We start from the raw sequence: 15,958 nt of genomic DNA, 5'->3' as shown, positions 1-15,958 counted from the left end.
GTCTTATGCCTCCTCGGGAGATGGCGTGGCCGTGTGGTTGGGCACGCGAAAGGTGAAGATTGTTCCGCTGGCTGCGGCATCATCTTGGGTTTGGGAGCTCTGGACCTGGATGTCGCCGCCCAGGTTTTCGATTTCGGTGTAAACGATGTAGAGACCAAGGCCTGTGCCTTGCCCAACAGGTTTTTCAGTGTAAAAAGGCTCGAAAATTTTGCCCAGGCGCTCGGGTGCGATGCCCGTCCCGGTGTCTGAGACACTGAAGGTCAGAGTATCTGGTGAGTTCGCGGAGCGCAGCGTGATTGAACCGCCTGAAGGCATTGAGTCAATGGCGTTGTGAATCAGATTCATGAGCACGTGGCGCAGGGCGCTGGGGTTGGAAGCGGCCAGGGGCGGCCCGTCGTGCTTATAATCTGTGGAGATGCCGTTTTCAGACATGGCTTTCTTGTAAAAGGACAGCGTTTCGAACACGAGATCCGATACAGAAAAATCAAGAATTTCGTCGGTGCTCAGCCGGGAATAGTTGAGCAGGTTGTCAATGATTTTGCCGGCACGGGTTACAGCCCGGTTGATCGCGGCCGTCGCAGCCAGGGTATCTGCATCCGCTGCCTGAATGGAGCCCAGGAGATAGCTGGAATTCCGAATGGTGCCCAGTGGATTCCTGAGCTCATGGGCTATGCCGGCAGCGAGACGGCCAATCGCTTCCATTTTATTGCTGTGCACCAGCTTTTCAGACTGCAGCTTTTCCAGGGTGATGTCCTCGATGTTCATCAGAAAAAGCCCTTCCATGGTCTGAATTGTGGAGAGGCGGCAGTCGAAAATTTTGTTCTGCAGCCGGAGCTCTCTGCGAAGTTCGGGCGCAGCGTGGCCGCTATCGAGGGGGGATTGAGTCAAAGCGTCGTCGTAGGGCGGCATTCCCAAATTCCCGGCACTGACTGGACTGGCGGATTCGCAGCCTTGAAAATCCGCTTCCTTCAGAAGTTCGGCAAAGGGTTTTCCGAATCGACTGGCGTCCAGCGGTTCCCCTTCAGTCAGTCCGGACCAGTTTGTGAAGACGGCATTGACCTTCTTGAGTGTGCCTTGTCGATCCACGAGGACAATCCCGGACTGGATCGAGTCGAACACGCTCTCCAGCTCGTCGGTGATGACCGTGAGCTCTTCTGTGCGACGTGCGACCAAAGTTTTCAACCGGAGGTTCCAAAGATAAATCAAATAAAAGAGCATGCCGATGGTTCCAAGAAGCGGCAGCCACAAATGCTTCATTTTTTCGTAAGAGCGGCGCTGAACTTCTGCGGCGCCCATCCCCAGCCATTTTTCTTCAATGTTGGTCATGACGCCGGATTTGCGAAGGCGAAGGATGCCCTTATTGAGAACCGGAATCAGTTCTTTCTGGGATTTTGGAACGGCCAGCGCCGTATGGGCATTATAGACCTTTTCTTCAAGAATCCTAAAGCTCCCGGTAGGCCGCAGCTCGCTCAGGATCATGCGAATCACCGGCTCGTCGCCGGCGAGGGCTTCGACCTGTCCGGACTCCAGCAGCCGCATGGCTTCGTAAAGGTGGTCCGCGTAAACGAATTCAGGAAAAATGTTCTGCTCCCAAAGCTTGTCTATGACGACGTCTGCGCGCTGTACGGCGACGACGCGTCCGTTCAAGTCGCGCAGCGTCTCTATGTCCGAGTTTTTTCCCGGCGTGAGGACGGCGCCGCTGAGGCGGTATATGGGGTTTGAAAACGCGAAGTCCACGGCCCGGGCATCAGAGGGAACCATATCAATCATGTTGGTATCTTCGTTTTTCAACGCTTCAACAGCGTCGCTCCAAACCATTGCCTTGGTGGCAATGTTGGTCTGAAGCTCAATAGCCAGAGCGTTGACAATATCCACAGTCAGGCCGAGGTGCTGCTCGGTTTCTTCGTAATATCGGCCCAGGGGCGGGTCGTTGATGTTGCCGCCAAAGATCAGCATGCCGTAGTTGTCCAGGAGCCGACGCTCGTCCACTGTAAATTCTCTGGAATATTCGAAGTACTCCACGAGATTCAGGTCATAATCAATTCTGACGACCTCGTTGATATAATTGACGATTAACAGCAGCGTCGCGGTGAAGATGATTAAGGCGAGTTTTCGCATGGCGCACCTCCTTAGATGTGAAAAAGAGTGAAACTGGGGGTTGAGGGTGAAACTCGGTGTCTGACACCCAGTTTACAGGACTTGAAACTCGGTGTCTGACACCCAGTTTCAACACCAAGTGTCAGCGGCTGGCGCCTATCAACCCCGAGTTTCAAGTCCCGTAAAAAAAAGACCCCGGGAGAAAGGGGTAATCCCCGTTTCCTCCCAGCGTCTAGTTTATCGTTAATGAAATTACAATGCAAATGAAACTGTCGCTTCGAAGGCGGCTTTACAAAACAAAGCCTTGATCTGCCCCGCCAGGCGCTAGGCTGACAGTTTGTCTTCGATTTCCTGTGCAGCCAGTTCTTCAGGCGTGAGCTTCGCGATTGTGACACCGACGAAACTCAAAGCAATAACAACAAGCGGCATTGTGTAGTTGAAGATGGCGTACGGCAGGTATTCCATAGTGGTGACGCCGAGGACGCCGAAGAGGAAGACGCCGCAGGTGTTCCAAGGAATCAGTGCAGAGGTCAGCGTGCCGGTGGATTCGAGGGCGTTGGACAGGGTTTTAGGGTGAAGTCCCATGTCTTTGTAAGCTTTGGCATACATGCGGCCCGGGACGACAATGGAGATGTACTGCTCAGGCATAGTCATGTTGGAGCCGAGGCAAGTGGCTTCTGTCAGTGCGATCAAACCCTGAGGCGTCTTGACGCGCTTGAGGAGCTTGTTGACTATGACTTCGAGCTGGCCGGTCTTCTCCATAATGCCGCCGAACATCATAGCGATGATGGTGAGGGAAATGGAGTACATCATGTTGCTGAGGCCGCCGGAAGAAAGAAGGTCATCGATTGCAGTGACGCCGGTGTTGGACTCAAAGCCGCTGTAAGCCACATTCAGGATGTCGCCGAAGCTGGAGCCCTGGAAGATTGGCGCGAGGATGGCGCCCAGGATGATGCCTACAAAGATGCCTGGAATTGCCGGCATTTTTTTAGCGATCAAAACAATAACTGCGAGCGGCGGGATCAAGAGTACCGGTGAAATGGTGAAGGATGCCGCGAGGCCTTCTCTCATGGCGCTGATGGCGGTGAGGTCGACATCGGCACCACCATAGCGCATGCCGAGGACTGCGAAGAAGATAAGTGAAATGGTATAAGCGATAATCGTTGGTTTCAGCATGAACTTGATGTGTGTGAAGACATCCGTGCCGGCCATGGCAGGCGCGAGGTTGGTCGTGTCGGAAAGCGGCGACATCTTATCACCAAAGTAGGCGCCTGAGATGACCGCGCCGGCCGCGATTGGCGCCGGAATGCCAAGGCCTGTAGAAATACCCATAAGTGCTATGCCGATGGTTCCTGCCGTGCCCCAGCTCGTTCCGGTCGCCAGGGAAGTAACAGACGCTATAAGGAGCGTCGCGACAAGGAAGATCTTTGGAGACAGGATGCCGAGTCCGTAGTAAATCATGGTCGGAACAACGCCGGAAAGGAGCCAGACGCCAATGAGGACGCCTATGATCGCGAGAATTATGATAGCTTGAAGTGCCTGGCGGATGCCGTCAAACATGTACTGCTCAATGTCATTCCATTTGTGTCCGATCCGAAGTGCCATCAGGGTCGCGAAGGCGACGCCAATCAACATTGGGATGTGCGGGTTCGCGCCATAGACTGCGATTCCGATCCCCATTGTGGCGATCAGCAGAGCAAAGGTGGTGATGGATTCGTAAAGATAAGGCATTCTTGCTTTCATTTTAGTCCTCCTTTAGATTCGATACTATACTTATAAGCAAGTGTCGTGCCAACTAAAGGAATGGGCAATTTACAATGTTTTGAGGTATGCGTCAAATACATAATGAAATAAATTTCTAAAAATTTTGAAATTTATTTCAAAATAGAATGGAAAAAGGATCCGCAAGCGGCGTCGACATGACGCAGTCAGCGGATCCTTTTTCCTGGATTTAATTATAAATGATGGCTGTATTGAAATAATCAAATCAACGATTCTTAATTCGGATATAAGGCTGTGGCTCAAGAATGTTCTTGTAAGCCGGTCTCATGATTTTGGTGTCGCTGACAATTTGCTCAATGCGGTGTGCGCACCATCCGGCAACCCTTGCCACGGCGAACAGCGGCGTGTAGAGGTCTGCAGGAATATTCAGCATCTCGTAGACGAAGCCTGAATAGAGGTCGACATTCGCAGCAATCGCGACGTCTGAGCCTTTCATTTCCTTGAACAGTTCTTTGGTCAGTGCTTCGATATTGGAGAAGAGTTCAAATTCCTTCATGGCATTTTTTTCGAGCGCCAGTTCAAAGGCTTTCTTCTTTAATAAGACCGCTCTTGGATCCGATAAGGTGTAAACCGCATGACCCATTCCGTAGATCAGGCCTTGACCGTCAAAAGCTTGTTTTTTAAGGATTTTTTTCAGGTAAGTCTTGAGCTGTTCGACGTCACTCCAGTCTTCGACGTTCGCTTTAATGTCTGCGACCATCTCGATGACCATTTTGTTGGCGCCGCCGTGCTTAGGCCCTTTCAGGGAACCGATAGCCGCTGCCAGTGCAGAATAAGTATCCGTACCGGAGGAGGAAACCACGTGCGTCGCGAAAGCGGAGTTGTTGCCGCCGCCGTGATCTGCATGCAGGGCGAGGAGAAGGTCCAGGGTTTCAGCTTCGGTTCTGGAATAACGGTTGTCGCTGCGGATCATGTGAAGGACGTTTTCAGCTGTGCCGACGCCTCTGCGTGGGGCGTGGATAAACAGGGATTTACCGTCGATGTAATGGGCCTTCGCCTGGTAACCGTATGAGATGATGGTCGGGAAGCGGGCGATCATCTGGATGCTTTGTCTCAGGACGTTTTCTATACTCGTGTTGTCAGGGTCGTCGTCGTGGGAATAAAGGACCAGGACGCTGCGCATGAGTTTGTTCATGATGTCCTTGCTTGGGATCTTCAGGATCATGCTCTCGGTGTAGCCGGGCGGGAGCGCTCTGTAGTCGTCGAGCAGCGCGTTGAAGTCTGCCAGCTCGCTCTGGGTTGGAAGTTTTCCGAACAGCAGCAGAAACACGGATTCTTCAAAGCCTCTGCGTTTTTCCTGCTGGAACCCCTCTACCAAGTCGCGAATATCGATGCCGCGGTAAGAAAGTCGGCCTTCATCCGGGATTTTGACGCCGTTTTCAAGCTTGTAACCGTAGACATCCGCAATTCGGGTCAAACCGACGAGGACCCCTGTGCCGTTGGTGTTTCTGAGACCGCGCTTGACGTCATATTTTTCGTAGACCTCACCGGCAGTCACGTTGTTGTCGTACGCCATTTGGGTCAGGTGGTCGAAGTATTCTGTGAAATCAGTGGCCAGACACATGGTGCACCTCCGTTCTGTATATGGGTTCTTCATGTTATAAGGGCTTAGCCGATGGTCAATGCAGTTTCAAAGCCGATTCTGGCCGAGGTTTTGTGACAACCTGCATCATAGTGCATTGCGGCTTCGTAGAATTCTTCAGTCGAGCGGTTGTAAATCATCCAGGCATCAGGCTTCAAAGCTGCTTCGAGCTGCTCCAGATATAAAGTGTCATAAAGCGAAATTTTGTCGAAATCATCTGTGTTAGTAAATTCAAGTGGCAGAATGCCGGCGTTAAGTAATTGTTGTCTGAATAGAGTGCTATAGGACTTCGCGATCACTGCTTTTACGCCTTTGCAGCTTTCAGAAAGTAATGTACTCGAGGTGCTTTCTGAAGCGCCGCATTGACTGCCGGCAACTACGACGCTGGTACGTAAGTAGGACGCTCTTTGATAAAAATGCGGATCGAATTTGAAACTGTCATCAGAGACCAGGCTGACGGTTAAGTTAAGGTTCAAGCCGACGTTGGCGTTAAGATCGTTCAGCAGCGTACCTGGGTGACACTGCAAGTTTGAATTCTGGTTGGGGAAGTAAACGCCCTTTAAATTGGTGTTGCTGATCTTTTTGCAAGAATATAATTTTTTCACTGCAATTGTCACTCCTTTTCTGCTTTATTGTATACGATTATACGATTGAAACATGTTAATGTCAACAGTAAAAACAGATAAATATACTGTTTTTATTTCAGTACAAAATAAGGGGAATTCAAAAGTGGTTAAATCTTTGAAAATGGCTAATTATATGGATTTAGAGATTTTATATAATATTTTAAGTTAAACAAAAAGTTGAAAACGCTGATTAAAATTTGAGAATTGTATGGATATATATACAATTTTGCGCGGCGTAGGTTACGAAAAATTGTTGCAAGTTGCGAATGAAATAAATTCATACGAAACTTGCAAAACGAGAAAATGAATTCTATAAATGGAACAAATTTTAAAAAGAAGGCAGATTTTGGTGTAGCGCTTTCGTGTCATGAAAAATAACCATCGGCAAACTAAAAGGGAGTCCTGCCATCTTAGATTCGAGAATTCGAAAAATTTTGTATGTAATTGGAAAGCGTGCTAACATAGTGAATGAGGAAACCATGGAGCAGTTGTATGGTGCAAGCTGAAGTTTCATTCTAAAAAGGTCGGTGACACTATGAGTAAGAGAGATCTATTACTTGCGCTGCTGCTGGTTATTGTTTGGGGCGCGAATTTTACAGTTATAAAGCTGGGACTTAGCGGGGTGCCTTCGCTGGTTCTGGCAGCATCCAGGTTTTTTATAGTTTCTGTGACCGCAATCTTCTTTGTCAAAAAGCCCAAGCTTCATTGGAAGTACATTATTGCTTATGGCTTAACACTGGGTGTAGGTCAATTTGGACTTCTGTTTTATGCCATAGAAATTGGGATGCCCGCAGGGATTGCTTCCATAGTCCTTCAGACTCAGCCGTTCTTCACGGTCCTTCTGGCAGCGGTAATGTTGGGGGAGGCGGTTAAGCGACAGCAGATCGTCGGGCTGTTCATCATGGCGGCTGGCCTGCTTCTCATCAGTGGTGCCTATAAGGCCGGGGGGATTTCGTCCGTGCCTATGGTACCCTTTATACTTACCATTTCAGCGGCTTTGTTTTGGTCGATTTCCAACATTGTTACAAGATTTGCGACCAGAGATGCCCAAAAGCACGGTGAAAAGCTTGATATGCTGGGGCTGGTGGTCTGGTCCAGCCTTGTACCGCCAATACCTTTGATGCTCTTGGCTCTCCTGGTGGATTCGCCTCAAGAGATCCTGCACGCGCTGACGAATCTCAAATGGATCTCAGTGTTTTCAGCATTTTACCTGGCGTTTCTGGCAACCTTGTTCGGCTATGGGGTTTGGACCATGCTGTTTGACAAGTATCCAACGGGGAAGGTGGCGCCTTTGTCCCTGTTGGTACCGGTGACAGGGCTTTTTACTGCCCAGGTGGTTCTTGGGGAACAGCTGACGGACGTTCAATGGCTGGGGTGCCTGGTTATAATAGTAGGGCTGTTGATTTCCAATTTTGGGATCCCTCGGTTAAAGATGGTGAAGTGAGGGAGAGAAACTCGGTGTCAGAGAAACTCGGTGTCAGCGGTTACGCCTATCAACCCCCGGTTTCATCTAAACAAAAAAACCGCCTGGCACATGTCAGGCGGTTTTTTGAACCATTTTCACTCTCTCTTCAGTCTTACATTATGATAATAATGCCTTGCGTAAGAGGTAAATGCAGACAGCTTGGAAGCGATTGCGACGACGAGTACAGCCATGGTGTACCAGGTTCCGGGCTGAACAATCATCAGGAATACCGCCAGCGAAAACAGGACGGTGGCCAGCTTCCCGAACTTGTTGGCTGGGATGACCGACTTCTCCTTTCTGAAGTACATGATGAGCCCGCCTGTGATCATGAACAGTTCCTTCACGAGCATGATGGCCATAGCCCAAAGCGGCATAATGCCGTCCACGGTAAGGCAGATCAGGGCGGTCAGCAGCATGAGCTTATCAGCCAGAGGATCCAAAACCGTACCGACTACAGAAACAAGGTTGTACTTTCGGGCTATCGCGCCATCCAGGACGTCTGTCACGCCGGCCAGGATAAAAACAGCCAGCGCATAGAAATGGGCATTTGGAGCTTCAGAAAAATAAAGGAAAGCGAAGACAGGCACGAGGAACAAACGTATAACGGTCAATATATTCGGAATGTGCTTCATACGCTTCACCTCCGCTGGTTAATTTAGTCTATCTATACCTCAAAATTGGCAGTTTAAGCAACTTCATCGGGGTCAGGGCAGTTTGGAGGATCAGACCGGTCAGAATTTGGACTGTCATGCGACGGCCTTCTGATTCTTGTAAGTCGTTTCAAAAAAAGTTAACATAGAATTGAATGGAAAAGACCAGTTTACCTATAGAATGGGGGCTGCTGTTTGAATAAATCGGTTGAATATCTTCTTTATTTCACCTTATACACAGTTTTGTTATTGTGGTTCGGAAAAAGCGGCATCAAAAAAACGAGAAATCTTAGGGATTTTTTTCTGGCAGGCAACAGTCTGGGGCTCTGGGCCTCTGTCTTCACCTTTACTGCAACCTGGTTCAGTGCCGCGTCCATGCAAGGTTTGACTGGTTCGATCTTCGCCTACGGATTATCCAGCGTCTGGTATTCGGTCATTCCCTGGTATCTGGGCACCATTTTTCTTTATTTCCTGGTGCCGAGGCTGAGATGTCACAACATCATGACTCTGCCGGAATATTTTCGCGTCCGCTACAAGAGCGTTGCCCTGCAGAGGCTGGGGGGCATAGTCATAGTCTTCGCGTTCACCTTGTACATGACCATTCAGATCCGCGGCTTTGGCGTCGTCATGAGCGAACTGCTCGACATTCACTATACTTTGGCGACGCTTCTGGTGTTCATGTTTATTATTTACACGACCTTTGGCGGGCTGTTTTCAGTGGCCAGAACGGATGGTCTCAATTTCATCCTCATCTTTTTTGGGGTCGTTTTTTCTGCAGGTCTGGTCCTGAACGCAACTGGCGGACTTGGCCAGATTTTCGAGCAAGTCGCGCTGATTGGGACCACGCCGTTTGTAACAGCGGGTCAGACGGTGCCGGGCACTATGCTGGACTCTTTTTCCACAGACGCCTATCCGCCCCTCATGATCCTGACAGGGTTTGTAGGCTGGGGGCTGGGCTTCGCGGCAAACCCTCAATATGCCATCCGCATTCTAGCCGCTAAGGACCAAAAAACGGCTTACAAAATGATTACTTATTCACTGATTTTTTTAACCGTGCTCTATCTCTATCTGATTGTCATAGGTCTCGGATCCAGGGTACTGCAGCCAACGATTCAAAGCATCAACTCGGTGGACGAGGTCTTTCCGTACATGATCAATTACGCGCTCTTCAGCCGACTCAGCGGGATTGTGCTGATTGGCATGGCGGCGGCGGCGGTCTCCACGGCAAACTCTCAATTTCTGATTCTGGCAAGCGGATTCACCTACGATCTCTTCGGGTATACCGTTGACACAAAGTTAAATGACGAGAAAATGATCACCAAAAATAGGATTTTTGTTCTGGCAGCCGGCACAGTTTCCCTCATCATGTCCATTAATCCGCCCACCAGCTTGCTTAATTTTGGAGGGTATGTCTATGGTCTGTTCGCGGTGGCGTTCCTGTTTCCGTTTTATGGCGGACTATTCTGGAAGAAAGCAAATCGGAAAGGGGCGCTATTTTCTGCTTATGGCGGAGTGCTGACCATGACCATTGCGGCAGTGTTGGATCGTGGGTTGTACGGCACTCCGGGGCATCTGATCCATCCTGCGTTTCCTGGCGTTATTGTGGCCGCGATTCTCTTCTTTGGCTTCGGGTTATTTTCGGGGAGGGACGCGTCATGATCAAAATGGACATCGAAAACAAGATCCTGATTCCCTTTATGGTGCTGATCGCGTTTTCCATTGCGGTGCTGGGGCTGATTTCCTACTGGAATGGCTACCGCCTGCTTCTGAATAATCAGCGGTACGAACAGGATCAGACGGTGTCTGAAGTGGTGTACCATCTGGGCGGGGTCAACTTTGACAGCGAGGCTGAGGTGCAGGAAGCGGTGGGGTATTTGTCGGGGTACCATCGGCAGGGGCTTTATGTCTTTGAGGGGGATCAGGTGCTGATCAACCACCTGCCAGAGGGTTCCGGGATCCTTGTGCCCACGGTTATTAAAGACCGCATCGACCCAAACCAGAGGCAAGGGGTCTACGAAGACGACGCGCTGATGATCTCTTATGAGAACGATGAGAGGTCGGGATGGACGGTGGCCGTCGCCGGGGAAAAGAAAATTCTCGCCGGGGAGCTCATTGACGCCCAGAAGTATTCTATTCTGGTCGCAATCATTTCCCTCATTTTATCCATGCAGGCGACAATTCTGATCGCTCACCACCTGTCGCGGCCGGTGCGGTACCTGGCGGAGCAGTGCAACCAGATGTCCGCGGGAGACCTGGAGACGCAGCTTGAGATGGACCGTCAGGATGAGATCGGGGTCCTGGCGCAGTCGTTCAATCAGATGATCCGCAGACTTCAGGACAACGCAAAAAAGCTTCTGGAAGCCAAGCAATTTAACGAGGATATATTGAGGAGCCTGACGACGGGGGTCCTGGTCATGGATCAGGAGGGTGCAGTACTCAACCAAAACGAGGCGGCCCAGAGACTGTTGAGCCCTTCTTTGAGCGAGCAGGGTACGAATAAGGCATTTGTGACACTCCTCAAAGAGCAGCTGGATGACTTGCTTCAGATGTCCCGGACTATTGACCAATTGTACGTTCTGCAGGAGACGGCCGGAGACGAAAAGCGCTATTTCGCTACGTCTGCCGCACCGCTGACCAACAGTCTGGGGGCAACCACCGGCGCTATTTTCAGCTTTAATGATATCACCGAGAGGAAGCGGCTGGAGATGCGGATGGAGCGGGTCAACCGCATGGCGTATACCGGCCAGCTGGCGTCGGGTCTCGCCCACGAGATCAGAAATCCACTGGCGGGCATGAAGACCAGCATTCAGGTGCTGAAGCGGCGTCTGGTGACAACAGAGGAAGACCGAAACGGCGCGCTGTTCGACAACGTGCTGCACGAAATTGACCGGTTGAATAAGCTGGTCTCGGAGCTCCTGGATTTTGCAAAGCCACATTTTCCTGACTTGAGAAAAATTGACTTGAGAGCGGTGCTTGAGAGGACTTTAACATTGATCTCTCCCACAGCGGAAGAGCATCAGATCGCGCTCGCCTATGTGCAAGAGTCTGAGCCGGTTGAAATCAAAGCAGATGAAAATCAGACGGAACAGATCTTGCTGAACGTCATTTCCAACGCTATCAATGCCTCCTCAGCCCACGACCGGATTGTGATCAGGATTGAGCCGAGGTCTTCTGAATTTGATAAAACCGTTCAAGTCATTGTGCAGGATGAAGGAAGAGGCATTGCGGAAGAGGATCTCGATAAAGTATTTGATCCCTTCTTCACAACGCACGCCACAGGAACGGGCCTGGGCCTGTCTGTCGTTCAAAAGCTCATGACGGATCTGGGCGGGGAAATTCAAATGGTCAGCAAAGAAGGGGTTGGGACAACGGTGATGCTCAAATTCCCAGCACCTTAAATAAGGAGGCGGTTAGATGATTTACCGCATTTTAGTCATCGATGACGAAAAGTCTTTGAGTCATTCATTATGTGAAGGGTTAGGGGATTTGGGCTATCAGACGCAGTCGGCTTCAAATGCTGCAGAGGCTGTCAAACAGATGGCCGCTTTTAAGCCTCACATTGCGCTTTTGGATCTCAGACTTGGCAAGGACAATGGTCTGGAGCTGCTGCCGGAACTTAAGAAAATTGATTCTGATTTGGTAGCCTTTATGATGACGGCTTACGGAGATGTCAAGACGGCGGTGGCTGCGATTAAGGCCGGCGCTTTTGATTATCTTCACAAGCCCTTTGAGTTTGACGAGCTGGATATCCTCATACAAAAGGGTATTGATCACCTCAAAGCCATGAACCGTCTGACGCTGTATGAAGATGAAAAGCTGCACCGTGGAAAATACATGATTGGCGAGCATGAACTTCTGAAAGCGGTCATGCACAGAGTAGAGGTCGTTGCGCCCAGTGAGCGGACTACAGTCTTGATTCAAGGGGAGACGGGAACTGGTAAAGAGTTGGTGGCAGAAGCCATCCACAGGCTATCGCCCAGGTCGGCGCTGCCGTTTGTAAAGATCAATTGTGGGGCAATTCCTCAAAACCTTATGGAAAGCGAATTGTTTGGATTTGAAAAAAATGCTTTTACTGGCGCCGCCGCGAGAAAGAAAGGACTTTTGGAACTGGCAGACGGCGGCACTGTCTTTCTGGATGAGATCGGTGAGCTGCCCCTAGAGCTTCAATCAAAACTGCTCAGATTTTTAGAGGACCGAAAATTTAAACGCGTTGGCGGCCTTGAAGATCTCGAGGTGGACGTGCGCGTCCTCGCTGCCACAAACAGGGACTTGAAGCAGGCCATTGAGGAAAAATATTTCAGGGAGGACCTTTACTATAGGCTGCATGTGTTTCCAATTCAGCTGCCGCCTCTGAGGCAAAGAGGTGAGGATATTCTTCTGCTGACTCGGTTTTTCTTTGAGAATGAGGCAAAGAAACATCAGCGTCCGGTACCTGAATTGACAGAAGAAGCAAAAAGGTGCATGCTGACCTATCAATGGCCGGGGAATGTTCGGGAGCTTAAAAATGTCGTTGAAAGGACAATTTTGCTGTATCCTCAGCAGCGCCTCGAGCCAATCCATTTGCCGCCTGAGATTTCGAAGCTGAGGCTTGTGGAAGGTGAGGAAATTCAAAATAAAGCTGCAAATAATTATGAGGTCTTGCTCGCAAGACTGACAAGCGGCGTCTTTTCACTGGAAGAAGAGGTCGGTTTCATGGAGCGTCAGTATATTGAAGTGGCGCTTGCACTCAGTAATCAACAGATTTCCAAAGCAGCAGATCTTTTAGGCATCAGCCGGTTTGCGCTGAAACGGAAGCTTGAGAAAGGATAATGATGAGCGATTTCGCACTTTGTGCGAAATCGCTCGTTTCATATGTGCGAAATCGAACAATTTGACTAACAATTTTGAATACTCAATCTTGAGAAGGTTGCAATTTCAACGTCTGCATTTTTGGCATCAAAATTGCTTTATAATTTGGCAGGAGGTGAGGCAAATGTTCAAAGTGGATTTGAACAGTGACTTGGGCGAAAGCTTTGGCAGTTATACCATCGGCATGGATCACGCTATTATTCCTTATGTTTCTTCTGTTAATATTGCTTGTGGCTGGCACGCCGGGGACCCGCTGGTAATGGCGGAGACGGTCAAGTCGGCAATGGCAAACGGTGCCGGACTGGGGGCACACCCTGGGTATCCGGACTTAATGGGCTTCGGCCGCAGGAATTTAGCTGTTACACCGGCCGAGGTTAAGGCTTACACCCTTTATCAATTGGGGGCCCTACAGGCATTTGTCAAGGCGGCAAAAGGAAATTTACAGCATTTGAAACCCCACGGCGCCATGTACAATATGGCAGCGACAGACGCAAAACTTGCGCAAGCCATAGCGGAAGCCATTTATGAGGCAGCGCCGGAAGTCATTCTTTTAGGGCTCGCAAACAGTGAGATGATCAAAGCAGGCAAAGGGATCGGGCTCAAAGTCGCTCAGGAGGTCTTCGCGGACCGCGCCTATCAGGCAAACGGCACTCTGGTGCCAAGAAGTCAGCCGGGCGCAGTCATTCATGATGCTGAGGAAGCGATCGCGCGCGTCGTAACCATGGTCAAGAAGGGCGAGGTAACAGCCATCACCGGCGAAAAAGTCGAAATGAAAGCAGATTCGATCTGCGTTCATGGCGATAATCCGGAAGCGGTCGAGTTCGTGAAACGTATTAAATCAACACTTGAAAGCGAAGGCGTTACTGTGACAGCTTTAAAAAACGTGATTGGTTAGACCTTAAGAAAAAATAAGACTATTTGGGAGGATTCACATGGCTGATGTTAAAGCAACAACTAAAAAGGTCATTAAATCTGGAAGTTCCAGCGCTATTTTAGGCGCCGCATTCATCATGGCAACTTCTGCAATTGGTCCCGGCTTTCTGACGCAAACTGCGAAATTTACGCAGGATTTCGGTGCCAGCTTTGCGTTCGTCATTCTGATTTCTGTTATTCTGGATATTGGCGCTCAGATGAACGTATGGAGAATTATAGGCGTCTCTGGCTTAAGAGGACAGGATATTGCGAATAAAGTTCTGCCTGGACTCGGCATTTTCGTCGCCGTCCTGGTTGCATTGGGCGGTCTGGCATTCAACATAGGCAACGTCGGTGGCGCAGCCCTTGGCCTTAACGTTTTGTTCGGCATGGATCTCACGGTCGCCGCAATTATCAGCGGTATTTTAGGCATCGCGATTTTTCTTTCCAAGGACGCTGGATCGGTCATTGACCGCTTCGTTAAAATCCTCGGCGGCCTTATGATTGCTATTGTGGCTTATGTGGCATTCAGAACTCAGCCTCCGGTTGGTGAAGCTATTGTCCGAAGCGTCTCGCCTGAAAATCCAGGCGGATTGGTTTTCCCAATTATTACACTCCTTGGCGGTACAGTTGGTGGTTACATAACTTTTGCAGGCGGTCACCGTCTGATTGATGCCGGTGTCACTGGCGTTGAGAATCTTGGTCAGATCACTCGCAGTTCTGTCACTGGCATTGTCATTGCTTCCATTATGCGGATCTTCCTGTTCCTTGCGGTTCTCGGCGTTGTCAGCAAAGGCCTTGAGCTTGACGCAGCGAACCCTGCAGCTTCTGCGTTCCAGCACGGTGCAGGCATGATTGGCTACAAATTCTTTGGTGTAGTCCTTTGGTGTGCAGCGATTACTTCTGTCGTAGGTGCAGCTTATACGTCTGTCTCCTTCCTCAAAACTTTGAATCCGTTTATCATGAAATATGAGAAACAGTTCATCATTGCCTTTATTGTCGCTTCAACCATGATTATGGCAACGATCGGTAAACCTGCCAACTTACTCGTCCTCGCGGGCTCTCTCAACGGATTGATTCTTCCAATCACCATCGGCACCATTCTCCTGGCGTCCAGACGCAAGGATATCGTGGGCGATTACAAACACCCAACTTGGATGATCGTGTTTGGTATTGTTATTGTCGTCGTGGCAAGTTATGCTGGAATTACAGCACTGAAGAGCATCACCGCGCTGTTTGGTTAGTTGTACCTGTTTAAATGAATGGAGGTGAGGGCTTTTGGAAAATGAGCTCCGACTGGCGCCATCCGGCGATCTCGCCCTGGTGGCCAGCTTTGGGAACGAAATTTCCGAGGCGCTGAACACGAAGGTCAGAGGGTTGATGCTGGCCCTCGAAAAAGTCAAAGTGGATGGAATTGTCGAAATGACACCCACTTACTGTTCCCTTATGATTCACTATGATCCGCTGCGCATTGGATATGAAGCTTTGTGCGGGAAGGTTCGTGATACCTTGGGCGCTCTGGATGACATAGAGCTTCCTGAGCCGATGGTCATTGAAATTCCAACCCTCTACGGTGGAGACTATGGCCCTGACCTGGACTATGTGGCAAAACACAACGGTTTGACGGTGGACGAGGTAATTAAGATTCACACATCGGGAACCTACAGAATTTATATGCTCGGCTTTACCCCGGGCTTCCCATACTTGGGTGGTATGGATGAACGCATCGCAACGCCTCGGCTGGAAACGCCGCGGACCAAGATCGCCGGCGGCTCAGTGGGCATCGCTGGCGCTCAGACGGGGATTTATCCCATCGACAGTCCGGGTGGCTGGCAGATTATTGGACGCACACCCGTGGCCCTATATGATCCCCTCAGCGACGAACCCATTTTGTTGAAAGCGGGAGAATCCATCCGCTTTGTCCCAATTGACCAGGCAACTTTTGACCGCTTAAGTCGCGAAGGTCGCAGTGGGACCACAGAGGGGAGGGTGTAGG

Annotated in this window: 12 protein-coding genes; 7 read left to right on the top strand and 5 right to left on the bottom strand. The window is 50.1% G+C overall.

Going from position 1 to position 15,958, the window contains the following annotated elements:
* Window positions 1–3: 3 nt before the first annotated feature.
* The 4 genes from OEL90_RS05520 to OEL90_RS05505 form a co-directional block, all read right to left on the bottom strand.
* Window positions 4–2,118, bottom strand: coding sequence for an ATP-binding protein (locus tag OEL90_RS05520; protein ID WP_291400173.1), 2,115 nt, complete (start codon window positions 2,116–2,118; stop codon window positions 4–6).
* Window positions 2,119–2,421: 303 nt separating this feature from the next.
* Complete coding sequence (gene nhaC, locus OEL90_RS05515; protein ID WP_291400175.1) at window positions 2,422–3,840, bottom strand: Na+/H+ antiporter NhaC; 1,419 nt, start codon at window positions 3,838–3,840, stop codon at window positions 2,422–2,424.
* Window positions 3,841–4,084: 244 nt separating this feature from the next.
* Window positions 4,085–5,443, bottom strand: a complete 1,359-nt coding sequence (locus tag OEL90_RS05510; RefSeq protein ID WP_300687408.1) for a citrate/2-methylcitrate synthase — start codon at window positions 5,441–5,443, stop codon at window positions 4,085–4,087.
* A gap of 44 nt (window positions 5,444–5,487) precedes the next feature.
* On the bottom strand, window positions 5,488–6,066 hold the full coding sequence (locus tag OEL90_RS05505; protein WP_291400179.1) for a hypothetical protein: 579 nt from the start codon (window positions 6,064–6,066) through the stop codon (window positions 5,488–5,490).
* 556 nt (window positions 6,067–6,622) lie between these two features.
* Here OEL90_RS05505 and OEL90_RS05500 point away from each other — a divergent pair.
* Window positions 6,623–7,531, top strand: a complete 909-nt coding sequence (locus OEL90_RS05500; RefSeq protein ID WP_291400180.1) for an EamA family transporter — start codon at window positions 6,623–6,625, stop codon at window positions 7,529–7,531.
* 116 nt (window positions 7,532–7,647) lie between these two features.
* Here the strand turns inward: OEL90_RS05500 and pgsA are convergent, their stop codons facing one another.
* A complete protein-coding gene (pgsA, locus tag OEL90_RS05495; protein ID WP_291400182.1) occupies window positions 7,648–8,184 on the bottom strand; it encodes a CDP-diacylglycerol--glycerol-3-phosphate 3-phosphatidyltransferase in 537 nt (178 codons plus the stop codon).
* A gap of 213 nt (window positions 8,185–8,397) precedes the next feature.
* Between pgsA and OEL90_RS05490 the strand changes: the two genes are divergently transcribed.
* From OEL90_RS05490 to pxpB, 6 genes are all read left to right on the top strand, one after another.
* Window positions 8,398–9,861 (top strand): sodium:solute symporter family protein, encoded by a 1,464-nt coding sequence (locus OEL90_RS05490; protein WP_291400184.1) that lies wholly within the window; start codon window positions 8,398–8,400, stop codon window positions 9,859–9,861.
* Window positions 9,858–11,600, top strand: coding sequence for a sensor histidine kinase (locus OEL90_RS05485; protein ID WP_291400186.1), 1,743 nt, complete (start codon window positions 9,858–9,860; stop codon window positions 11,598–11,600). Before OEL90_RS05490 ends, OEL90_RS05485 begins: the two co-directional genes overlap by 4 nt.
* A gap of 16 nt (window positions 11,601–11,616) precedes the next feature.
* A complete protein-coding gene (locus OEL90_RS05480) occupies window positions 11,617–13,011 on the top strand; it encodes a sigma-54-dependent transcriptional regulator (RefSeq protein WP_291400188.1) in 1,395 nt (464 codons plus the stop codon).
* A gap of 163 nt (window positions 13,012–13,174) precedes the next feature.
* Window positions 13,175–13,945, top strand: coding sequence for a LamB/YcsF family protein (locus OEL90_RS05475; RefSeq protein ID WP_291400190.1), 771 nt, complete (start codon window positions 13,175–13,177; stop codon window positions 13,943–13,945).
* A gap of 37 nt (window positions 13,946–13,982) precedes the next feature.
* Complete coding sequence (locus tag OEL90_RS05470) at window positions 13,983–15,206, top strand: NRAMP family divalent metal transporter (protein WP_291400192.1); 1,224 nt, start codon at window positions 13,983–13,985, stop codon at window positions 15,204–15,206.
* A gap of 34 nt (window positions 15,207–15,240) precedes the next feature.
* On the top strand, window positions 15,241–15,957 hold the full coding sequence (pxpB, locus tag OEL90_RS05465; protein ID WP_291400194.1) for a 5-oxoprolinase subunit PxpB: 717 nt from the start codon (window positions 15,241–15,243) through the stop codon (window positions 15,955–15,957).
* The last annotated feature ends 1 nt before the right edge of the window (window position 15,958 follow it).

Origin of the sequence: Acidaminobacter sp., from assembly GCF_030247605.1 — a bacterium.
In the GTDB taxonomy this organism is placed as follows: domain Bacteria; phylum Bacillota; class Clostridia; order Peptostreptococcales; family Acidaminobacteraceae; genus Acidaminobacter.
Note: the sequence above shows the minus strand (reverse complement) of the source record. Positions and strands in the feature narration are given on the sequence as shown.